The 25,732-nt window shown below is 74.2% G+C and carries 1 protein-coding gene (cut by a window edge); it reads left to right on the top strand.

The genetic code is table 11. The features are described from left to right. Window positions 1–25,732: the 5' portion of a type I polyketide synthase gene (locus AMK21_RS09705; RefSeq protein ID WP_073876239.1), read on the top strand. 2,729 nt of this gene lie beyond the right edge of the window; only the first 25,732 of its 28,461 coding nucleotides appear in the window; it begins with the start codon at window positions 1–3; its stop codon lies off the right edge, out of view.

A 25,732-nucleotide genomic window follows, 5' to 3' on the forward strand; every position in this document is an offset into this window, starting at 1 on the left:
ATGGACAACGAACAGAAGCTCCGGGATTACCTCAAGCTGGCTACCGCCGATCTGCGACGGACCCGGCAGCGGGTCGCCGAGCTGGAGACGGCGGCGCAGGAGCCGATCGCCATCATCGGCATGACCTGCCGCTACCCCGGCGGGGTGAGCAGCCCGGAGGACCTGTGGCGACTGGTCGAGGCCGGCGGAAACGGCATCTCGGGGTTCCCCACCGACCGGGGCTGGGACGCCGAAGCGCTCTCCTCGGCCGGCACCGCGTCCGGCGGCTTCCTCCACGACGCGCCCGAGTTCGACGCGGACTTCTTCGGCATCTCGCCCCGCGAGGCCGTCGCGATGGACCCGCAGCAGCGGGTCGCCCTCGAATCCGCCTGGGAGGCCTTCGAGCGCGCGGGCATCGACCCGTCCTCGGTCAAGGGCAGCCAGACCGGCGTGTTCATGGGCGCGATGGCGCAGGACTACCGGGTCGGTCCCGCCGACGGCGCCGAGGGTTTCCAGCTCACCGGCAACACCGGCAGCGTCCTGTCGGGACGCATCTCCTACACCTTCGGCACGGTCGGCCCCGCCGTCACCGTGGACACCGCCTGCTCCTCCTCCCTGGTCGCCGTCCACCTGGCCACACAGGCACTGCGCGCGGGGGAGTGCACCCTCGCCCTGGCCGGCGGCGTCACCGTCATGTCGAGCCCCGGCACCTTCATCGAGATGGGCCGGCAGGGCGGCCTCTCCGCCGACGGCCGCTGCCGCTCGTTCGGGGACACCGCCGACGGGACCGGTTGGGCGGAGGGCGTGGGCATCCTCGTCCTGGAGCGGCTGTCGGACGCCCGGCGCAACGGCCACGAGATCCTCGCGGTGGTACGCGGCACCGCCGTCAACCAGGACGGCGCGTCCAACGGCCTCACGGCGCCCAACGGCCCCTCCCAGCAGGAGGTCATCCAGCAGGCGCTGATCAACTCCCGGCTCTCCGCCGCCGAGGTCGACGCCGTCGAGGCGCACGGCACCGGCACCACCCTCGGTGACCCGGTCGAAGCCCAGGCGCTCCTGGCCACCTACGGCCAGGGCAGGGACGCCGACCGGCCGCTGCTGCTGGGCTCGGTCAAGTCCAACATCAGCCACACCCAGGCTGCCGCCGGTGTCGCCGGCGTCATCAAGATGGTCATGGCCATGCGGCACGGAGTGCTGCCGAGCACTCTTCTCGCCGACGAGCCCTCCTCGCACGTCGACTGGTCCCAGGGCGCCGTGCGCATCCTCACGGAGAGCTCCCCGTGGCCCGAGACGGGCGCGCCCAGGCGGGCCGGCGTCTCCTCCTTCGGCATCAGCGGAACCAACGCCCACACCATCATCGAGCAGGCCCCGCCCGCCCCCGAGGGCGAAAGCCAGGACGAGGACGGGGGCGCGGCGACCGTCGACCGTACGGGCCCCGTGCCGCTCCTGGTGTCCGGACGGACCCCGGAGGCGCTGCGCGCCCAGGCCGCCGCACTGGTGTCGGCCCTGGAGGCCGATCCTTTCGCGACCGTCCTCGACACCGCGTACTCCCTGGCCACCACGCGCGCCGGCTTCGAGCACCGCGCGGTGCTGACCGCCGCCGACCGCGACGCGGCGCTCGCCGGTCTGACCGCGCTGGCCGACGGCCGCGAGGCGGCCGGCCAGGTGCGCGGTGTCGCCCAGGGCGACGGGAAGCTGGCGATCCTCTTCACCGGCCAGGGCTCCCAGCGCCTCGGTGCCGGCCGTGAACTGTACGCGCGCTTCCCCGTGTTCGCCCAGGCGCTCGACGCCGCCTGCGCCGTCCTCGACCCGCTGCTGGACCGCCCGCTGCGCGACGTGCTCTGGGGTGAGGACGCGGAGGCGCTGAACCGCACCGAGTACGCCCAGCCCGCACTGTTCGCCGTCGAGGTCGCGCTCTACCGCCTGGTGGAATCCTGGGGCGTCAAGCCGGACCACCTGACCGGCCACTCGATCGGTGAGATCACCGCCGCCCACATCGCGGGAGTGCTCTCGCTGGACGACGCGGCCACCCTCGTCGCCGCCCGCGGGCGGCTCATGCAGGCGCTGCCCGACGGCGGCGCGATGACCGCCGTGGAAGCCACCGAGGACGAGGTCGCCCCGCTATTGGCCGGCCACGAGGACTCCGTGTCCGTCGCCGCCGTGAACGGGCCATCGGCGCTCGTCCTCGCGGGCGAGCGGGACGCGGTCGACGCCGTCGCCGCCCGGCTGGAGGCCGAGGGCCGCAGGACCAAGCGGCTCCGCGTCTCGCACGCCTTCCACTCCCCGCTCATGGAGCCGATGCTCGCCGCGTTCCGCACGGTGGTGGAGGGACTGGCCCTCCAGGCCCCGCTGCTGCCGTTCGTGTCCAACCTCACCGGCGAGCCGGCCACCGTCGCCCAGGTCACCTCCCCGGACTACTGGGTGGACCATGTCCGGCGGGCGGTCCGCTTCGCCGACGGCGTCGACTGGCTCGCCTCCCACGGTGTGACCGACTTCCTCGAACTCGGCCCCGACAGCGCGCTGTCCGCGATGGCCCAGGACTGCCTGGAGACGACGGGCACCGACACCCACGCGGTGTTCCCCGCACTGCGCGGGGACCGTTCCGAGGTCCAGACCCTCATCACCGCACTGGCCGGACTGCACGTGCGCGGTGTCACCGTGCGCTGGGCGAACTGCTTCACCGGCACCGGAGCGCGCCGCCACGACCTGCCGACCTACGCGTTCCAGCGCCGCCGGTACTGGCCCAAGGGCACAGGGGCCCACGCCGGCCCGGCCGATCTGCGGGCCGCCGGGCTCGGCGCGGCGCACCACCCGCTGCTCGTGGCCGCCGTCTCGCTCGCCGACTCCGAGGGCGCACTTCTCACCGGCCGCCTCTCGCTCCGGTCCCACCCCTGGCTGGCCGACCACACCGTCCGCGGCACCACGCTGCTCCCCGGCACGGCCTTCCTGGAACTCGCGATCCGCGCGGGCGACGAGGTCGGCTGCGACCGCGTCGAGGAACTGACCCTGGCCGCGCCCCTCGTCCTGCCCGAGCAGGGCGGCGTCCAGGTGCAGATGTGGATCGGCAACCCCGACGACTCCGCCCGCCGGACCGTGGACGTCTACGCACGGCCGGAGGACGGCGACGAGAGCGCCTGGACGCGGCACGCCACCGGTGTGCTCACCGTCCGGCGGCCGGGCGAGCAGGAGGGCGCCCCGTTCGACGCCGCGACGGCGTGGCCCCCCGCCGGAGCGGTGCCGCTGGCCGTGGACGGCGTCTACGACCGGCTGGCCGACGACGGCTTCGCCTACGGCCCCTCCTTCCAGGGCCTGCGGGCCGCCTGGCAGCGCGACGGCGAGGTGTACGCGGAGGTCGTGCTGCCCGAGGGCGGTGAAGCCGACGCGGGCTCCTTCGGGCTGCACCCCGCGCTGCTCGACGCGGCGCTCCACGCGACGTCCTTCGTCGAACTCGGCACGGAGAGCCGCGGCGCACTGCCCTTCTCCTGGGAAGGCGTGACCCTGCACGCCACCGGCGCCGGCGCCCTGCGGGTGCGGCTGTCGCCGACCGCCGGGGACGCCGTGTCGATCAGCGTCGCCGACACCTCGGGCGAACCGGTGGCCTCCGTGGAGTCGTTGGTGCTGCGCGCGGCCGGCGACCAGCGGACCGACGCCGCGGCCACCGCCGCCCGCGACGCCCTGTTCGGCCTCGACTGGGTACCCGTACGGCAGGGGGCGGCCGCTCCCGGCTCCCTCGCACTGGTGGGACCGGACCCGTTCGGCCTGGAGTCCGCGGGCGCCCTCGTCACGTACCCGGACCTCGCGGCCCTGGCGGAGGGCGGGGACCCGGTGCCGGACGTCGTCCTCATCGCGGTCGACGGCACGCCCGCCGCGCCGGACGTGGACGCGGCGCGGACCGCCCACACCCTGACGGCCGGTGCCCTGGCCGCGGTGCGGGACTGGTCGGCCGACGAGCGGTTCGCCGGTTCCCGGCTGGTGTTCGTGACCCGCGGCGCGGTCGGAGGCCACGACATCGCGGCGGCTGCCGCCTGGGGCCTCGTCCGCTCGGCGCAGTCGGAGAACCCCGGCGCCTTCGCCCTGGTGGACCTGGACCCCTCGGAGCCCGTCCCCACGCCGCTCGCGGCCCTCGGGACGGACGAGCCCCAGACCATCGTGCGCGACGGCGTCGTCCGGGCCGCACGGCTGGTCCGCAGAGCCCTCGGCGACCTCACGTCGGGCCCCGACTGGGCCGGCGCGGGCAGTGTGCTGATCACCGGTGGTACGGGTGGTCTGGGCGCGGTGACGGCGCGGCATCTGGTGGTCGAGCACGGTGTGCGGCGGCTGTTGCTGGTGAGCCGAAGCGGTCTGCGCGCCGAGGGTGCCGAAGCGCTGGTCGACGAGCTGACGGAGCTGGGTGCCGAGGTCGTCGTCGGACGGTGCGACGTGTCCGACCGGGTCGCCCTGGAGCGGCTGCTGTCCCGGCACGAGGTGTCGGCCGTGATCCACACGGCGGGGGTGCTGGACGACGGCGTCGTCACGTCGCTGACCCCGGAGCGACTGGACGCGGTCCTGCGACCCAAGGCCGATGCCGCATGGCACCTGCACGAGCTGACCCGCGACCGGGATCTCACCGCCTTCGTCGCCTTCTCCTCCGTGGCCGGAGTGATCGGCAGCCCGGGGCAGGGCAACTACGCCGCGGGCAACGCCTTCCTGGACGCGCTCATGGAGCGTCGTCGGGCGGAGGGCCTGCCGGGTGTGTCGCTCGCCTGGGGCCCGTGGGACAGCACCGTCGGCATGACCGGCACGCTGGCCGGGACCGAGGCGCACCGGCACGCCCGCTCCGGTGTGCGGGCGCTCGCCGCCGAGCAGGGCGTCGCCCTGTTCGACGCGGCCACGGCCGCCGGGGAGGCGCTCGCCCTCCCCGTACGCCTGGACCTTCCGGCCCTGCACGCACAGGGCGACGTCCCGCCGCTGCTGCGCTCCCTCATCCGCACGCGCACGCGTCGTGCGGTCGTCGCCGGCTCGGGCACGGCCGGTGACCTGGTCCAGCGACTGAACCGGCTGGACGCGGAGGAACGCCTCGACCTGCTCCTCGACCTCGTGCGCGGGCAGGTCGCCCTCGTACTGGGCCACGCCGGCGGCGAGGACGTCGACGCCGGACGCGCCTTCCGCGAGCTGGGCTTCGACTCGCTGACGGCGGTGGAGCTGCGCAACCGGCTCAACGCCGTGACCGGGCTGCGGCTGCCCGCGACCCTGGTCTTCGACTACCCGACCGTGCGGAGCCTGGCCGGATACGTCCTGGACGAACTGCTCGGCACGGACGCCGCCAGGCCCACCGCCCCGCGTACCGCCGCAGTGGCCGACGACCCGATCGTGGTCGTGGGGATGAGCTGCCGGTATCCGGGCGGGGTCGCCTCGCCCGAGGACCTGTGGCGGCTGGTCACCGAGGGCGCCGACGCCGTGTCCGGCTTCCCGACGAACCGCGGCTGGGACGTCGCGTCGCTCTACCACCCGGACCCGGACCACCCGGGGACCGCGTACACCCGCTCGGGCGGATTCCTCCACGAGGCGGGCGAGTTCGACCCCGAGTTCTTCGGAATGTCGCCGCGCGAGGCCCTGGCGACCGACTCCCAGCAGCGACTGCTGCTCGAAGCCTCCTGGGAGGCGGTGGAGCGGGCCGGCCTGGACCCGGTGTCGCTCAAGGGCAGCGCGACCGGGGTGTTCACCGGTGTGATGTACAGCGACTACGGCGCGGTGATGGCCGCCCCGGAGTTCGAGGGCTTCAGGGGCGGCGGCAGTTCCGCGAGTCTCGCCTCGGGCCGGGTGTCGTACACGCTGGGGCTGGAGGGTCCTGCGGTGACGGTGGACACGGCGTGTTCGTCGTCGCTGGTGGCGATGCACTGGGCGATGCAGGCGCTGCGCAGCGGTGAGTGCTCGCTGGCGCTGGCCGGCGGTGTCACCGTGATGTCCACCCCGTCGGTGTTCATCGACTTCGCCCGGCAGCGCGGGCTCTCCGCCGATGGCCGGTGCAAGGCGTTCTCGGAGTCGGCCGATGGTGTCGGCTGGTCGGAGGGTGTCGGGATGCTGGTGCTGGAGCGGCAGTCGGACGCGGTTCGTAACGGTCACGAGATCTTGGCGGTGGTGCGGGGTTCGGCGGTGAACCAGGACGGTGCGTCCAACGGTCTGACCGCCCCGAACGGTCCTTCGCAGCAGCGGGTGATCCGTCAGGCGCTGGCCAGTGGTGGGCTCACGCCGGATGATGTGGACGCCGTCGAGGCGCACGGCACCGGCACCACCCTCGGCGACCCCATCGAGGCACAGGCGTTGCTGGCCGCCTACGGCCGCGACCGTGATCCGGAGCGTCCCCTGCTCCTGGGCTCGGTGAAGTCCAACATCGGGCACACCCAGGCTGCCGCCGGTGTCGCGGGTGTCATCAAGATGATCATGGCGATGCGGCACGGAGTGCTGCCGCAGACCCTGCACGTCGACGCTCCGTCGTCGCATGTGGACTGGTCGCAGGGGGCGGTGGAGCTCCTGACCGAGCAGACCGCCTGGCCCGAGACCGGCCGACCCCGCCGGGCCGGTGTCTCCTCGTTCGGGATCAGCGGGACCAACGTCCACACCATCATCGAACAGGCCCCCGACACCACGGCCCCGACGACCGCCGAGCCCTCCCGCGAGGCCGGCACCGTGCCGTGGCTGATCTCCGGCAGGAGCCGCGACGCCCTGCGCGGCCAGGCGGCCCGGCTGCTCGCCCACGTCCAGGCACACCCCGGACTCGACCCGGCCGACGCGGCGTTCTCGCTCGCCACCACACGCACCCGCTTCGACCGGCGCGCCGCAGTCCTCGCGGGGGACCGCACCGCGCTGCTGCGCTCCCTCACCGCGCTGGCCGACGGCCGTCCCGACGCCGGAGTGATCGAGGGAGAAGCGGTGAACCGGGGCCGCACCGCGATGCTCTTCACCGGCCAGGGCAGCCAGCGGCCCGCGATGGGACGCGAACTGTACAAGCGTTTCCCGGTGTTCGCCCAGGCACTGGACGAGGTGTTCGCCGAACTGGACCCCCTGCTGGACCGCCCGCTGCGCGAGGTGCTGTTCGCCGGGAAGGACACGGCCGAGGCGGCCCTGCTGGACGAGACCGGCTGGACCCAGCCCGCCCTCTTCGCGGTCGAGGTCGCGCTCTTCCGTCTCGTACGGTCGTGGGGCGTCAAGCCGGACTTCGTCGCCGGCCACTCGATCGGTGAGCTCGCGGCAGCCCACGCGGCCGGCATACTGTCGCTCACCGACGCGTGCACCCTGGTCGCGGCCCGCGCCCGCCTGATGCAGGCGCTGCCCACGGGCGGTGCGATGGTCGCCGTCCGCGCCGCCGAGGACGAGGTCACCCCGCTGCTCGCCGGCCGCGAGGACGCCGTCTCCATCGCCGCGGTCAACGGTCCGGACTCCCTGGTCGTCTCCGGCGACGAGGACGCGGTCCTGGACATCGCCGCCGCCTTCCAGGCACGCGGGCGCAAGACCCGGCGACTGCGGGTGAGCCATGCCTTCCACTCGCCCCGCATGGCCGGCATGCTCGACGCGTTCCGCGACGTCGCCGAGCAACTGACCTACCACCGACCGCAGATCCCGCTGGTCTCCCACACCGCAGGCGCCCCGGCCACCGCCGATCAGGTGTGCTCCGCGGACTACTGGGTGGCCCATGTCCGCGACGCGGTCCGCTTCGCCGACTGCGTACACGCCCTTCGCGACGCCGGGGCCACCACCTTCCTGGAGATCGGCCCCGACGGGCCGCTCTCCGCGATGGCCCAGGACACCCTCGGCGACACGTACGACGCCGAGTGCGTCCCGCTCTGCCGTGCCGACCGGGGCGAGGAACTCGCCGTCACCGGCGCCCTGGCCCGCCTCCACGTCCGCGGCGTCACCGTGGACTGGTCCGCCTACTTCGCCGGCACCGGGGCCCGACGGGCCGACCTGCCCACGTACGCCTTCCAGCACACGTACTTCTGGCCGCAGACTCCCCAGGCCCCCGCGACGGCGGGCGCCGACCCGGCCGACCAGCGGCTGTGGGCCGCCGTGGAACGCGGCGACGCCGAGGAACTGGCCGCCGTACTCGGACTGGGGGAGCGGGAGCACGACTCCCTCGGCTCCCTGCTCCCCGCGCTCACCTCCTGGCGCCGGGACAACCGGGAGAAGACCCTGCTCGACACGTTGCGCTACGACGTGGAATGGGCGCGGCTCACCCAGCCGGCCGCGCCGGTCCTCGACGGCACCTGGCTCCTCGTCACGGGGGAGGCGACCACCGAGGAGGCCGGGACGCTCACCGAGCAGGCCGCCGCCGCGCTGAGCGCGCACGGCGCACGGGTCCGCCGTGTCACCCTGGACGCCGCGTGCGCCGACCGGCAGGTCCTGGCCGCACGGCTCGAAGCCACCGAGGACTTCGACACCTCGGCGAACGTGCTCTCGCTGCTCCCCCTGGACGAACGCCCCTCCGGCCCGTACGCGCCCCTCAGCGAGGGCCTCGCCATCACCCTCGGGCTCCTCCACGCGCTCCACGACACCGGCTCGCACGGCCGGCTGTGGACGGCCACCAGCGGAGCCGTCTCCACCGGGCCGGGCGACCCCGTCACCCGCCCCGGCCAGGCCGCGGCCTGGGGTCTTGGGCGTACCGCGGCCCTGGAGCACCCCCGCCTCTGGGGTGGCCTCGTCGACCTGCCCGGCAGCCTCGACGAGCGGGCAGGGCAACGCCTCGCGAGCGTCCTCGCCGCGAAGAGCACCCCCGACGGCGAGGACCAGGTGGCGCTGCGCGCCTCCGGCGTCCTCGGCCGCCGCCTCGTCCACCGCGCCGTCGAATCCCTGCCCACCGCCGGGGAGTTCAGCGCCCGGGGCACCGTCCTGGTGACCGGCGGCACCGGCGGACTGGGAGCGGAGGTCGGCCGCTGGCTGGCCCGCTCCGGCGCCGAGAACCTCGTCCTCCTCAGCCGCCGCGGCGCGGACGCCCCGGGCGCCGCCGCACTCCGCGCGGAACTGGAGGAGCTGGGGGCCCGCGTCGAGATCGTCGCCTGCGACTCCGCCGACCGGGACGCCCTCGCCGCCGTGATCGACGGTGTCCCGGACGACCTGCCGCTGACCGGTGTGGTGCACACCGCGGGGGTCGGCCACTACGGGCCCCTGGACCAGCTCACCCCGGCCGAGTTCGCCGAGCTGACCTCCGCGAAGCTCGCGGGCGCCGCGCACCTCGACGCCCTGCTCGAGGACCGCGAACTCGACCTCTTCGTCCTCTTCGGCTCCATCGCCGGCGTCTGGGGCAGCGGCGGCCAGGGCGCCTACGGCGCCGCCAACGCCTACCTCGACGCCCTTGCCGCGCACCGGCACGCCCGTGGACTGACCGCGACCAGCGTCGCCTGGGGCCCCTGGGCACAGGCGGGTATGGCCGCCGCCGACGTGGCGGTCTCCGGAGCGCTGGAACGCCAAGGGCTCGGCTTCCTGGAGCCCGGCCCCGCCATGTCCGAGCTGCGCCGCGCCGTGGTCGGGGGCGACACCACCGTCACCGTGGCGGACGTCGACTGGGACCGCTACGCACCGGTCTTCACCTCGGCCAGGCCCAGCGCCCTGCTCACCGGTCTGCCGGAAGTCCGCGACGCCGTCGCCCCTGCGGAAGAGGACGGCGCCGCCTCCGAGTTCGTCACCCGGATACGCGCCCTCGACGAGTCCGAGCAGACCCGGTTCCTCTCCGACCTCGTACGGAGCGAGGCCGCCGCGGTACTCGGCCACAGCTCCCCCGACAGCGTGCCCGAGAGCCGCGCCTTCCGGGACATCGGCTTCGACTCCCTGACCGCCGTCGAACTGCGCAAGCGGCTCTCCGGCACCACCGGCCTCACCCTGCCCAGCACGATGGTCTTCGACTACCCGACCCCCTCGGATCTCGCCCAGTACCTGCGGGCCGAGATCCTCGGCGCCGTCCTCGACGTGGCCGGACCCGTCGCCACCGGCCTCACGGACGACGAACCCATCGCCATCATCGCCATGGGCTGCCGCTTCCCCGGCGGAGCCGACACCCCGGAACAGCTGTGGGACCTGGTCACCGGCGGCGCGGACGCGGTGACGGACTTCCCCGTCAACCGGGGCTGGGACGCCCAGGCGCTCTTCGACCCCGACCCGGACCGTGCGGGAAAGACCTACTCCACCTCGGGTGGCTTCCTGCACGAGGCCGACGCGTTCGACCCGGCCTTCTTCGGGATCTCCCCGCGCGAGGCACTGGTGATGGACCCCCAGCAGCGGCTGCTGCTGGAGACCACCTGGGAGACCTTCGAGCGTGCCGGGATCGACCCCGCCGACGTCCGAGGCAGTCTCACCGGCACCTTCATCGGCTCCAGCTACCAGGACTACGGCCTCGGCGCGGGCGACGGCGCCGAGGGCCACATGGTCACCGGCAGCATCCCGAGCGTCCTGTCCGGCCGCATCTCCTACGTCATGGGACTCGAAGGCCCCGCGGTCACCGTCGACACGGCGTGCTCCTCGTCCCTCGTGGCCCTGCACCTGGCCTGCCAGTCCCTGCGCAACGGCGAGTCCACGCTCGCCGTCGCGGGCGGCGCCACGATCATGACCACCCCCGCCCCGTTCATCGCGTTCAGCCGGCAGCGGGCCCTCGCCCGGGACGGGCGCTGCAAGGCGTTCTCCGAGGACGCGGACGGCATGACCCTCGCCGAGGGCGTCGGCATCCTGCTGGTCGAGCGGCTTTCCGACGCCCGGCGCAACGGCCATCCCGTCCTCGCGGTCATCCGCGGGTCGGCCATCAACCAGGACGGCGCGTCCAACGGTCTCACCGCGCCCAACGGCCCCTCCCAGCAGCGCGTGATGCGCCAGGCGTTGGCCAACGCCCGCCTGGCCCCCTCGGACATCGACGTGGTGGAGGCGCACGGAACGGGCACCCCCCTGGGCGACCCCATCGAGGCGCAGGCCCTGCTCGCCACGTACGGCCGGGACCGTGACCCGGAGCGCTCGCTGCTGCTCGGCTCGGTGAAGTCCAACATCGGGCACACCCAGTCCGCCGCGGGTGTCGCCGGCGTCATCAAGATGGTGATGGCGCTGCGCCACGGCAAGCTGCCCCGCACCCTGCACGCCGACAACCCCTCGCCGCACATCGACTGGTCCTCCGGCGCCGTACGGCTGCTGCACGAGCCCGCGGACTGGCCGGAGACCGGCCGCCCGCGCCGTGCCGCCGTCTCGTCGTTCGGGATCAGCGGCACCAACGCCCACACCCTGCTCGAGCAGGCTCCCCCCGCCGACGGGTTCGACGACCCCACCCCCGCCGTCGAGCCCGTCCCCGTCGCGGGCGGCGTCGTGCCGTGGGTGCTGTCGGCCAGGACCGGCGCGGCACTGCGCGAGCAGGCGGACCGGCTGATCACGCACCTGGAGCCGGCGGACCCCGCTCCGAACCGTCTCGATGTCGGCTACTCGCTCGTCACGTCGCGTGCCCTGTTCGAGCACCGCGCCGTCGTGGTGCCCGACGACGGCGCCGACCCGGTCGACGCCCTCCGGGCGATCGCGTCGGACGCGGCGTCATCCGTGACAGCCCGGGGTGTGGCTGATGTGGAGGGGCGGACGGTGTTCGTGTTTCCGGGTCAGGGTTCGCAGTGGGTGGGGATGGGTGCGCGGCTGTTGGAGGAGTCGCCGGTGTTCGCGGAGCGTGTGGCGGAGTGTGCGGCGGTGTTGGGTGAGTTCACCGGTTGGTCGTTGGTGGATGTGTTGCGTGGTGTTGAGGGTGCTCCGTCGTTGGAGCGGGTGGATGTGGTGCAGCCGGCGTCGTTCGCGGTGATGGTGTCGTTGGCGGCTGTGTGGCGTTCGTGTGGTGTGGTGCCGGATGCGGTGGTGGGGCATTCGCAGGGGGAGATCGCGGCGGCGGTGGTGTCGGGTGCGTTGTCCCTTGAGGATGGTGCGCGGGTGGTGGCGTTGCGGAGTCGGGCGATCGGCCGGGTGTTGGCGGGTCGTGGCGGCATGATGTCGGTTCCGCTTCCGTTGGAGGAGGTGGAGGGTCGTCTGGGGGTGTGGTCGGGGCGGGTGTCGGTGGCTGCGGTCAACGGTCCGCGTTCGGTGGTGGTGTCGGGTGAGCCGGAGGCGCTGGATGAGCTGTCGGCGGCGCTGACGGCCGAGGGGGTGCGGGTCCGGCGGGTCGCGGTGGATTACGCGTCGCATTCGGTGCAGGTGGAACGTCTTCGTGATGAGCTGCTTGAGGTGTTGGCGCCGGTTGTTCCGCGGGTGGGTGAGGTTCCGTTCTTCTCGACGGTGACGGGTGGGTGGCTGGATACCCGGGAGATGGACGGTGGTTACTGGTTCCGTAATCTGCGGGGGCGGGTGTTGTTCGCGGATGCGGTCGAGGGTTTGCTGGCGGAGGGGTATCGGGCGTTTGTCGAGGTGAGTTCGCATCCGGTGTTGACGATGCCGGTGCAGGACATGATCGACCGGGTCGGGGAGCCGGGTGTGGTGGCCGGTACTCTGCGGCGGGAGCAGGACAGTGTGGCGCGTTTCCTGCGTTCGGCCGCTGAGGTCTTCGTGCGTGGGGTCGATGTCGACTGGGCGGGGGTCTTCGCGGGTACCGGTGCCCGCCGGGTCGACCTGCCCACCTACGCCTTCCAACACGAGCGGATGTGGGCCCTGCCGCCCGCCGTCGCCCCCGCGGCCTTTGCCGACCCGGCCGACACCGCGTTCTGGACCGCCGTGGAGCAGGAGGACGTCGCCGCCCTGACCTCGGCCCTGGGCACGGACGAGAACTCCGTCGCCGCGGTCCTGCCCGCCCTCTCCTCCTGGCGCAGGAACCGCAAGGACCGCTCCACCGTCGACTCCTGGCGCTACCGGGTGTCCTGGAATCCGGTCGGGGCCACCCCGCAACGCCCCCTCACCGGCAGCTGGCTGCTGGTCTCCGCCGACGGTCACGGCCAGGAAGCCCTCGACCCCGACGAGGTGGCCGACGCACTGAGCGGCCAGGGCGCCGAGGTCACCCGCCTCGTCCTGGACGAGGCCTGCACGGACCGCGCGGTCCTCGCCGAACGGCTCGCCGAGGCAGGCGAGTTCACCGGCATCGTCTCCGTGCTCGCGGCCGCCGAAGAGCCCGACGAGCACACCCCCGTCCTGACCCACGGCCTCGCACTCACCGTCTCCCTGGTCCAGGCCCTCGGCGACACCGGGGCCGACGCCCCGCTGTGGTTCCTCACCCGGGGAGCGGTCTCCACCGGCCGCTCCGACGACGTCACGTCCCCCGCCCAGGCCCTGGTGACGGGCGTCGGCTGGACCACCGCGCTGGAACACCCGCAGCGCCGGGGCGGAGTCGTCGACCTCCCGCCGGTGCTCGACCGGCGGGCGGCGGGCAGGCTCGCCGCCGCGCTGTCGGGAGCGCTGGGCGACGAGGACCAGCTCGCCCTGCGCGACTCCGGCCTCTTCACCCGCCGCATCGTCCGCGCGTCGGCCGACGAGCAGCACCCGGCGCGCGACTGGACGCCGCGCGGCACCACCCTCATCACCGGCGGCTCGGGAACCCTCGCCCCCCACCTGGCCCGCTGGCTGGCCGACCGGGGCGCCGAGCACCTCGTGCTGCTCAGCCGCCGGGGCATGGACGCCCCGGGCGCCGCCGAACTCGTCGCGGAACTGAGCGAGTCCGGCACCGAGGCCACGGTCGCCGCCTGCGACATCACCGACCGCGACGCCGTCGCCGCGCTCCTCGCGGAGCTCAAGGCCGAGGGGCGCACGGTACGCACCGTCGTGCACACCGCCGCGCTTATCGAGCTGTACCCGCTCGCCGAGACCACCATGGACGCCTTCGCCCGCGTCCTGGACGCCAAGGTCACCGGTGCCCGCGTCCTGGACGAGCTCCTCGACGACGACGAGCTCGACGACCTGGTCCTCTACTCCTCCACCGCCGGCATGTGGGGCAGCGGGGCCCACGCCGCCTACGTGGCGGGCAACGCCTACCTCGCCGCGCTCGCCGCCCACCGCCGGGCCCGCGGGCTCCGCGCCACCTCCCTCTCCTGGGGCATCTGGGCCGACGACATCAAGGCCGGGCGCGTGGACCCGGGGACGATCCGCCGCAGCGGCCTGGAGTTCATGGACCCGCAGCTCGCCCTGACGGGCCTGAAGCGGGCCCTCGACGACGACGAGACCGCCGTCGCGGTCGCCGACGTCGACTGGGAGACGTACCACCCCGTCTTCACGTCGAGCCGCCCCACGAACCTGTTCGCCGAGATCGCCGAGGTCCGCGCCCTCACCGAGGCCGCCGAGCAGACCGCGGGCACCGTGGCGGAGAGCGGGTTCACGGCCCGGCTGCACGGTCTGACCGCCGCTGAGCAGGAACGCACGGTGCTGGAGGTCGTCCGTACCGAGGCGATGGCCGTCCTGGGCCTGACGGACGCCGACGCGCTCGCGGACCAGCGTGCCTTCCGCGACGTCGGCTTCGACTCGCTCACCGCCGTCGCCCTGCGCAACCGCCTCGCGTCGGTCACCGGACTGACGCTGCCGACGACGATGGTCTTCGACCACCCGAGCCCGGCCGCCCTGGCCGCGTTCCTCCGCACCGAGCTCGCCGGGGCGCGGACCGCCGGAACGGCCGCCACCGCCACCGCCTCCGCCACAGCCGCCGCCGACGACCCGATCGTCATCGTCGGCATGGGCTGCCGCTATCCCGGCGGGGTCGCATCGCCGGAAGAGCTGTGGAAGCTCGCCCTCGACGGCGTCGACGCCGTCTCCCCCTTCCCGGCGGACCGGGGCTGGGACGCCGAAGGGCTCTACGACCCCGACCCGGACCGGTCCGGCAAGACCTACTCCGTACAGGGCGGATTCCTGCGGGACGTCGCCGAGTTCGACCCGGGCTTCTTCGGCATCTCCCCGCGCGAGGCCCTGTCCATGGACCCGCAGCAGCGCCTGCTGCTGGAGACGGCCTGGGAAACCTTCGAGCACGCCGGGATCGACATCGTCTCCCAGCGCTCCAGCCTCACCGGCACCTTCATCGGAGCCAGCTACCAGGACTACGCCTCCAGCGTCGTGGCCAACTCCTCGGAGGGCTCCGAGGGCCACATGATCACCGGCACGCTCTCCAGCGTGCTCTCCGGGCGGGTCAACTACCTCTTCGGCTTCGAGGGACCGGCCGTCACCCTCGACACCGCCTGCTCGTCGTCGCTGGTAGCCCTGCACCTGGCCTGTCAGTCCCTGCGCGAGGGCGAGAGCTCCCTAGCCCTCGCCGGCGGCGTCAGCATCATGTCCACCCCGAGCGCCTTCGTAGGCTTCAGCCGGCAGCGCGCGCTGGCCGCCGACGGCCGCTGCAAGGCGTACGCCGACGGCGCCGACGGGATGACCCTCGCCGAGGGCGTCGGGCTCGTCCTGCTGGAGCGCCTCTCCGACGCCCGCCGCAACGGCCACACCGTGCTCGCCGTCGTCCGCGGCTCCGCAGTCAACCAGGACGGCGCGTCCAACGGCCTCACCGCCCCCAACGGCCCCTCCCAGCAGCGCGTCATCCGCCAGGCCCTGGCCAACGCCGGAGTCGAGGCGCGCGAGGTCGACGTCATCGAGGGCCACGGCACCGGCACCGCCCTGGGCGACCCCATCGAGGCACAGGCCCTGCTCACCGCCTACGGGCAGGACCGGGACGCCGAACGCCCCCTGCTCCTCGGATCGGTGAAGAGCAACATCGGCCACACCCAGATGGCCTCCGGCGTCGCCAGCGTGATCAAGCTGGTGCACGCCCTGCGCGAAGGGGTCGTACCGAAGACCCTGCACGTCGACACCCCCTCCTCGCACGTGGACTGGTCCTCCGGGGCCATCGACCTGCTGACCGAGCGGACCGACTGGCCCGACACCGGCCGGCCGCGCCGCGCCGCCGTCTCCTCGTTCGGTCTCAGCGGCACCAACGTGCACACCATCCTCGAAGAGGCTCCCGCCGAGGAGCCCGCCGAGGCGCCGGCCTCCCGCGACGGGGTCGTCCCTCTGGTGGTCTCCGCCAGGAGCGAGGCCGCGCTGCGCGCCCAGGCGGGGCGGCTGCTCACCCTCGTCGAGGAACGCCCGGACACCGCTCTCGCGGACCTCGCCTTCTCCCTGGCCACCTCCCGGGCCGGTCTGGAGCACCGCGCCGCCGTCACGGCGGGGGAGAGCGGCGAGTTGCTGCGCGGACTGCTGGCACTGCGCGACGGGCTGACCGGCCCCGGCACGGTCCAGGGCGGCACGGGCCGCGGCCGCACCGCGTTCCTGTTCACCGGTCAGGGCAGCCAGCGGCCGGGCACGGGCCGCGAACTGTACGAGCGGTTCCCCGTCTTCGCCGACGCGCTCGACGCCGTGCTCGCCCGGATGGACGGCGAGCTGGACCGGCCGCTGCGCGAGCTCCTGTTCTCCGCCGAGGGGTCGCCCGAGGCGGCCCTGCTCGACCGCACCGCCTACGCGCAGCCCGCCCTGTTCGCCGTCGAGGTGGCGCTGTTCCGGCTCCTCGCCTCCTGGGGCATCACCCCCGACCACCTGGCCGGACACTCCGTCGGCGAGCTCGCCGCCGCCCACGTGGCAGGCGTGTTCTCCCTGGAGGACGCCTGTGCCCTGGTGGCGGCGCGAGGCCGGCTGATGCAGGCGCTGCCCGAGGGCGGAGCGATGATCTCCCTGGAAGCCGCCGAGGACGAGATCCTGCCGCTGCTGGAGGGACTTGAGGACGAGGTGTCCGTCGCCGCCGTCAACGGGCCCCTCTCGGTCGTCGTCGCGGGTGTCGAGGACACCGTCCTGGACATCGCCGCGACGATCGGGGCCCAGGGCCGCAGGACCAAGCGGCTCAAGGTGAGCCACGCCTTCCACTCCCCGCTCATGGACGGCATGCTCGACGACTTCGCCCGCGTCGCGCGGAACGTCGCCTACCACCCCCCGGTCACCCCGCTCGTCTCGGGCCTCACCGGTTCGCTCGCCGCCGACGACCAGGTGTGCACCCCCGAGTACTGGGTCCAGCACGTGCGCCGGGCCGTCCGCTTCGCCGACGGCATCAACTGGCTGTCGGCCCAGGGCGGGGTCCGCACCTTCATCGAACTCGGTCCGGACGGCGTGCTCAGCGGCATGGCCCGGGAGAGCCTGACCGACGCGCCCCGCACCGCGCTGCTCCCGCTGCTGCGCGCGGGCCGGCCCGAGGAGCGGACGGTCGCCACCGCGGTCGCCGGCGCGTACGCCCAGGGCGTGGACGTCGACTGGGACGCGTACTTCGCGGACTCCGGCGCCCGCCGGATCGCCCTGCCCACCTACGCCTTCCAGCGCGAGCGGTACTGGCCCGAGCCCGCCGCGCTCGCCGCCACCACGGCCTCGAACCCGGCCGACTCCGAGTTCTGGTCGGCGGTGGAGCGCGCCGACGTCGGCGAACTGACCGCCTCGCTGGGCCTGGACGACACGACCGTCACCGCGATGGTGCCCGCGCTGTCCGCCTGGCGCCGCCGCCGCGACGAGGAGTCGGCGGTGGACGCCTGGCGCTACCGGGTCGTCTGGAAACCGCAGGCCGCCTCTACGGCACCCAGCACGCTGAGCGGCCTCTGGCTCGTCCTGGCGCCGACTTCGGGGGAGGACGCCGAAGGGTCCGCCGACGTGATCGCCGCCCTGGCCACAACGACCGTGACCTGCGAGGTCACCGGCTCCGACCGGGCCGCCCTCGCCGAACGGCTCGGGCAACTCCGTGCCGAGCACGGCGAGTTCGCCGGGGTGCTGTCACTGCTCGGCCTCGCAGGCTGCGAGAGCGCCGCCCGCACCGGAGTGCCGGACTCCCTCCTCCTGACCGCCGTCGCCGTACAGGCGCTCGGCGACTGCGGGATCGACGCACCCCTGTGGGCCGTCACCCGTGGCGCGGTCTCCGTGGGCCGCTCCGAGCCGGTCGTCGGCCTCGACCAGGCCGCCGTATGGGGCCTCGGACGTGTCGTCGCCCTCGAACAGCCCGGCCGCTGGGGCGGCTGCGTCGACCTGCCCGAGCAGCTCGACGCGCACGCCGGGCGCAGGCTGCGCGGAGTGCTCACCGCCGCGACGGGCGAGACCGAGACGGCCGTACGCGCCTCCGGCGTGTTCGTGCGCCGACTCGCCCACAGCCCCGTCGACCGTTCCACCGCGAAGCCCTTCGACCCTTCGGGCACCACCCTGATCACCGGCGGTACCGGCGGCCTCGGCGGACACGTCGCCCGTGGTCTCGCCCGGGCCGGAGCCGAGCACCTGCTGCTCGTCAGCCGGCGCGGGGCGAACGCCCCCGGCGCGGACGCGCTGCGGACCGAACTGACCGGGCTCGGAGCCCGTGTCACCGTCGCCGCCTGCGACGTCGCCGATCGCGACGCGCTCACCGCGCTGCTCGACTCCGTCCCCGAGGACGCCCCGCTCAACGCCGTCATCCACACCGCGGGAATCGTCGAGGACGGCGTGGTCGACACACTCACCGCGGACAGCTTCCGGTCCGTCCTCGACGCCAAGGTCGCCTCCGCGCGGCACCTGCACGAACTGACGGCCCACCTGCCGCTGTCCGCGTTCGTCCTCTTCTCCTCCACCGCCGGCGTCTTCGGCGCCGCGGGCCAGGGCAACTACGCGGCGGCCAACGCCTACCTGGACGCCCTCGCCGAATACCGGCGGGCGAGCGGGCTGACCGCGCTCTCCGTCGCCTGGGGCCCCTGGTCCGGATCCGGCATGGTCGCCGACGCGGCCGAGATCGAGACCCGCGTCCGACGCGGCGGCTTCGAGCCGCTCGCGCCCGAACCCGCCGTACGGGCCCTGCTGCGGGCGATCGAACAGGACGACACCGCGCTGGCGCTCGCCGACATCGACTGGGACCGCTTCGTCCCCGCCTTCGCCACCGCCCGCCCGCTGCCGCTCATCGATGACCTGCCGGAGGTACGGCAGCAGCGGTCCGGGGGCCCCGCCACGGCCACCGGAGGCGAACCGGAGCTGCGGCGGCGGCTCGCCGAACTCCCCGACGCCGACCGCGCCGCCTTCGTCCTCGACCTGCTGCGCACCCAGGTGGCCGCCGTGCTCGGGCACAGCGACGCCGCGGCGATCGAGGAGGACCGGGCCTTCCGCGACCTGGGCTTCGACTCGCTCACCACGCTCGAACTGCGCAACGCACTGGTCGCCGCGACCGGGCTCAGCCTGCCCGTCTCCCTCGTCTACGACCGCCCGACCCCGCGCGACATGGCGGACCACCTGCTCGACGAACTCCTCGGCTCGCTGCCCGAACAGGCCGCCGCCGCGCCGGTGGCCGCCGGCCGGCCCCTGGACGACGACCCGATCGCCGTCGTCGGCATGAGCTGCCGCTTCCCCGGCGGGGTGTCCTCGCCCGAGGAGCTGTGGCAGATGCTCGAAGAGGGCAGGGACGGCATCACCCGCTTCCCCGACGACCGGGGATGGGACATCGAGGCCCTCGGAGCGGGCGCCTCGGACACCCTCGAAGGCGGATTCCTCACCGGGGTCGCCGACTTCGACGCCCACTTCTTCGGCATCTCACCGCGCGAGGCACTGGCCATGGACCCGCAGCAGCGCCTGCTGCTGGAGGCCGCCTGGGAGGCGCTGGAGCGCGCCGGGATCGACCCCACCGCACTGCGCGGCTCCACCACCGGCGTCTTCGTCGGCACCAACGGACAGGACTACCCCACCCTCCTGCGCCGGTCCCTCTCCGACGTCCAGGGCTACGTGGCCACCGGCAACACCGCCAGTGTCATGTCCGGCCGCCTCTCCTACGCCCTCGGCCTGGAAGGACCGGCCGTCACCGTCGACACCGCCTGCTCCTCCTCCCTGGTCGCGATGGACTGGGCGGGCAAGGCGCTGAGCGCCGGTGAGTGCAGCCTGGTGATCGCGGGCGGCGTCTCCGTGATGTCGAGCCCCGACTCCTTCGTCGAGTTCTCCACCCAGGGCGGACTGGCCCCCGACGGCCGCTGCAAGGCGTTCTCCGACAGCGCCGACGGCACCGCATGGTCCGAAGGCGTCGGCATCCTCGTGCTCGAACGGCTCTCCGACGCCGTACGCAACGGACACGAGGTCCGCGGCATCATCCGTTCGACCGCCGTCAACCAGGACGGCGCGTCCAACGGACTCACCGCCCCCAACGGCCCCTCCCAGCAGAGGGTGATCCGCCAGGCGCTCGCAGACGCCGGACTGACCGCCGCCGACATCGACGCCGTCGAGGCCCACGGCACCGGCACCACCCTCGGCGACCCCATCGAGGCCACGGCCCTGCTCTCCACCTACGGCCAGGACCGCGAGCGGCCCCTGCTGCTCGGCACCGTCAAGTCGAACATCGGGCACACCCAGGCCGCCGCGGGCGTCGCGGGCGTCATCAAGATGCTCATGGCGATGAGGCACGGCGCACTGCCCGCGTCCCTGCACATCGGCACCCCGTCCGCCCACGTGGACTGGAGCGCCGGAGCGGTGGAGCTGCTGACCGAGCCGACGGCCTGGCCGGACACCGGCCGTCCGCGCCGCGCCGGAGTCTCGGCGTTCGGTGTGAGCGGCACCAACGCGCACGTCATCGTCGAGCAGGCACCGCCCGTCGCGCAGGCGCCGGAGGAGGAGACCACCGAGCACCCCACCCCGGCCGTCGTGCCGTGGACCGTGTCGGGCAGGAGCCGAGAGGCGCTCCAGGACCAGATCGAGCGGCTCACCTCCTTCGCCGCCCGCCGCACCGACCTGTCCCCGCTGGACATAGGCCGCTCGCTCGCCGGGGACCGCACGGTCTTCCCGCACCGCGCGGTGCTGCTGGCCGACGCGGACGGCGTACGGGAGAGCGCGCGCGGCACCGCGAACCGCACCCCCGGCAGGACCGCGTTCCTCTTCTCCGGCCAGGGCAGCCAGCGCGGCGCCATGGGCCGCGAACTGTACGAGCGCTTCCCCGTCTACGCCGAAGCGCTGGACTCCGTCCTCGCCCATCTGGACACCGAACTCGAATACCCGCTCAAGGAAGTGCTGTTCGCCCTCCCCGGCACCTTCGAGTCCGAGCTGCTGGACGAGACCGGATGGACGCAGCCCGCACTCTTCGCGACAGAGGTGGCCCTCTTCCGGCTCGCCGAGTCGTGGGGACTGACACCGGACTTCGTGGCCGGGCACTCGATCGGTGAGATCGCCGCCGCCCACGTGGCGGGCGTGTTCTCCCTGGCGGACGCCTGCAGGCTGGTCGCGGCACGCGCCACGCTGATGCAGGCGCTCCCGCAGGGCGGCGCGATGGTCGCGCTCCAGGCCACCGAGGACGAGGTGGCCCCGCTGCTGGACGCCGGCGTGTCCATCGCCGCGGTCAACGGCCCGCGCTCCCTGGTCGTCGCCGGAGCGCAGGACGCGGTCGACGAACTCACCGAACTGTTCGACGCCGACGGCCGCCGCACCACACGGCTGCGGGTCTCGCACGCCTTCCATTCGCCGCTGATGGACCCGATGCTCGCGGATTTCGCCCGCGTCGCCGAGAGCATCACCTACGACGAGCCCCGCATCACCGTGGTCTCCAACCTCACCGGCGCCCTCGCGACGAGCGGCGAACTGCGCTCTGCGGCCTACTGGGTGCGCCACGTACGCGAAGCCGTACGGTTCGCCGACGGGGTGCGCACCCTGAGGGACGCGGGAGTCGGTACGTTCGTCGAGCTCGGCCCCGACGGGGTGCTCTGCGCGATGGCGCAGCAGAGCCTGGACGGCGTGGAACCCGCGCCCGCGGTCGTGCCGCTCCTGCGCAAGGACCAGGGCGAGGAAGCGGCCCTCGTCGCCGCGCTCGCCGCCCTGCACGTCCACGGCGCGGGACCGGACTGGTCCGCCTTCTTCGCGGGCCTGGGCGCACGCCGGGTCGAACTGCCCACGTACGCCTTCCAGCGCGAGCGCTACTGGCCCGAGCCCGCGGCGCTCGACGCCGCCGGGGCCCCCGACCCGGCGGAGACCGCGTTCTGGTCCGCCGTGGAGCACGAGGACGTCGAGACGCTGGCCTCCTCGCTCGGCCTGGACGGCGACACCGTCACCGCGATGGTGCCCGCCCTGTCCGCCTGGCGCCGCCGCCGCGGTGAGCAGTCCGCGGGCGCCGCCTGGCGCTACCACGAGACCTGGACCCCGCTGCCCGCACGGGCGGCGACCGGGGAGGCGGGCAGGTGGCTGGTGCTCCTGCCGGCCGGTGACACGCCCCCGTGGGTGACCGCGGCCGCCGCGGCCCTGGGCGACGACGCCGTACGCGTGTCCGTGGACGGCGACCTGGCCGGCCCGCTCGCCACGGCGTGCGCCGACCGGGACAAAGCCGCCTTCACCGGAGTCGTGTCGCTGCTCGCCGCCACCGCGGACGCCACCGCCCTGCCCCCGGACCACGCCTGGCCCCGGACGCTGCTCCCGGCTCTGGCCGACGCGGGCGTCGGCGCGCCGCTGTGGTGCGTCACCCGGGGCGCCGTCTCCACCGCCGGCGAACCGCTGCTGAGCGCCGGGCAGGCTGCCGTATGGGGCCAGGGCCGGGTCGCGGCGCTGGAGCACCCCGACCGCTGGGGCGGGCTGCTCGACCTCCCCGGCACGGTCGACGACCGTACGGGCACGGCCTTCGCCGCAGCCCTGGCGGGCGGCGAACGCCCCGACGGCGAGGACCAGATCGCGGTCCGCGCCACCGGCGTCCACGGACGGCGGCTGGCCCGCCCGACCGCCACGGCCGCCAACCCGGCCGGAGACGTCTGGCGGCCCACCGGCACGGTGCTCGTCACCGGGGGCACGGGGACCATGGGCGGACTGATCGCCCGCCGGCTGGCCCGGGAGGGTGCCCGGCACCTCGTACTGACCGCCCGGCACGCCTCGGACCTCGACGGGGCCGTGACGCTCGAAGCCGAACTGCACCGGCTCGGTGCCGGAACGACCCTGGCCCTGTGCGACGTGTCCGACGGTGCCGCGCTGACCGCGCTGCTCGGCGCGCTCCCCGAGGACGCGCCGCTGACCGCGGTGGTCCACGCGGAGGAGCCGGACGTCCTCGGCGCGACGACCACGCAGCTCACCGCCGCGCTCGCCGGAGCCGTCCAGCTCGACGCCGTGCTCGGGGACCGGCCGCTCGACGCCTTCGTCCTCTGCGGCACGATCGCCGCCACCTGGGGCGTGAGGGGCCAGCAGGAGCCCGCCGCACTCGGCGCGTACCTCGACGCCCTCGCCCGCCGGCGCCGCGACCGGGGGGCCACCGCCCTCGCCGTCTCCTGGGGGGCGTGGGCGGACCTGGCCGACGACTCCACGGCCGCGCACCTGCGGATGAACGGCCTGCCCGTCCTCGACACGGACACGGCGCTCGCCGCGCTCGGCAGGGCCGTCGCCGACGGCGGGGCCGCCGTCACCATCGCCGACGTGCGGTGGGAGACCTTCGCCCCCGCCCTCGCCGAAGCCCGCCGCACCGCCCTCCTGAACGCACTGCCGGAAGCCCGCGAGGCCCTGGAGAGGGCCGGACGGGACCGGGGCGAGGAGCGGTCCGCCGCCGACGCCTACCGGCAGCAGACGCTCGCCCTGCCCGAGGCCGAACGGGGCGAAGCCCTGCTGGCCCTGGTCACCGCCAAGTCGGCCGTGGTCCTGGGGCACACGGACACCGGCCTCGTCGAACCCGACCTCCCCTTCCGCGACCTCGGCTTCGACTCCCTGACCGCCGTCGACCTGCGCAACCAGCTCACCGCGGCCACCGGCGTCCCGCTGCCCGCCACTCTGGTCTTCGACCACCCGACCCCGGCCGAGCTGGCCCACCACCTGCGGACCCTGCTGCTCGGCGAACTCCCCGACGCCGCAACCCCTGTCATCGCCACCGCACCGGTCGACGACGACCCCGTCGTCATCGTCGGCATGGCCTGCCGCTACCCGGGCGGTGTCGGATCGCCCGAGGAGCTGTGGCAGCTCGTCATGGACGAGACCGACGCCGTGGGCGCGTTCCCCACCGACCGGGGCTGGGACCTCGACACCCTGCTCGGCGGGCCGCCGGAGGGCGGCCGTGGCCGCAGCACCACCGGAAACGGCGGATTCCTCTACGACGCCGCCGACTTCGACCCCGCCGTGTTCGGCATCTCGCCGCGCGAGGCCATCGTGATGGACCCGCAGCAGCGCATCGTGCTGGAAGCGGCCTGGGAGGCACTGGAGCGGGCGGGCATCGACGCGGCGACCCTGAAGGGAAGCACCACCGGCGTCTATGTCGGCGGCGGCAGCGGTGACTACCGTCCGCCGGCCGAGGCCGGGCAGTGGGAGACCGCCCAGTCCGCGAGCCTCCTCTCCGGCCGGATCGCGTACTCCCTCGGTCTTCAGGGGCCCACCGTCTCCGTCGACACCGCGTGCTCCTCGTCCCTGGTCGCGCTGCACCTGGCGGCCCAGGCACTGCGCTCCGGCGAGTGCTCGATCGCCCTGGCCGGCGGCGTGACGGTCATGGCCACCCCGGCGGGCTTCGTCGAGTTCAGCGCTCAGGGCGCGCTCTCCACCGACGGCCGCTGCAAAGCGTTCTCGGAGGGCGCGGACGGTACCGGCTGGTCCGAAGGCGTGGGCATGCTCGTCGTCGAGCGTCTCTCCGACGCCCGGCGTAACGGCCACCACGTCCTGGCGGTCCTGCGGGGCTCCGCGATCAACCAGGACGGCGCCTCCAACGGGCTGACGGCGCCCAGCGGACCCGCGCAGCAGCGGGTGATCCGGCAGGCGCTCGCCAACTCCGGCCTGCGGACGACCGACGTGGACGCGGTCGAGGCCCACGGCACGGGCACCAGACTCGGCGACCCGATCGAGGCCCAGGCGCTGCTGGCCACCTACGGCCAGGACCGGGACTCCGACCGCCCGGTGCTGCTCGGTTCGCTGAAGACCAACATCGGACACACCCAGGCCGCCTCCGGCGTCGCCGGGGTGATCAAGATGGTGATGGCCATGCGCCACGGCACCCTGCCGAGGTCGCTGTACGCCGAGACGCCGACCTCCCAGGTCGACTGGACGGCCGGACACGTCCGGTTGCTCACCGAGCCCGTCGCCTGGCCCGCATCGGACCGCGCACGCCGGGCGGGCGTCTCCTCCTTCGGCGCCAGCGGTACGAACGCCCACGTCATCCTGGAACAGGCGCCGCCCGCCGAACCGGAGCCGGCGGCCACCGCCCCCGGCGAGCCGCTCCGCGAGCCCAGGGCCCTCCCGGTCCTGCTGTCCGGCAAGTCCGCGGGCGCCCTGCGCGGTCAGGCCCGCCGCCTGCTCACCAGGGTGACCGAGGACAGGGGCATCCCGCTGACCGATCTCGCCTACTCGCTCGCCACCACCCGCACGGTCTTCGACCACCGGGCCGCCGTGACGGCCACCGACCGTGACGGGCTGACCGGCGCACTCACCGCACTGGCCGCGGGCGGCACCGCCGCCGGCCTGGTCGAGCACCAGGTGGAACGCGCGGGCAAGCGGGCGTTCCTCTTCTCCGGGCAGGGCTCCCAGCGCCTGGGCATGGGCCGTGAGCTCTACGACCGGTTCCCGGTGTTCGCACAGGCACTGGACTCGGTGCTGGACCTGCTGGACGCGCGGTCGGGCCGTTCGCTGCGCGACGTGATGTGGGGCGACGACGCCGAGACGCTGAACGAGACGGGCTTCGCCCAGCCCGCCCTGTTCGCCGTCGAGGTGGCGCTGTTCCGACTGGTCGAATCGTGGGGGGTGAAGCCCGACTTCCTGGCGGGCCACTCGATCGGTGAGATCGCCGCCGCCCACGCGGCGGGAGTGTTCTCCCTGGAGGACGCCGCCCGCCTGGTGACGGCGCGCGCCTCCCTGATGCAGGCGCTGCCGCCCGGCGGTGCGATGGCAGCCGTGGAGGCCACGGAGGACGAAGTCCTGCCGCTGCTCTCCGACGACG

This window comes from Streptomyces sp. CB00316, from assembly GCF_001905595.1.
GTDB lineage: Bacteria > Actinomycetota > Actinomycetes > Streptomycetales > Streptomycetaceae > Streptomyces.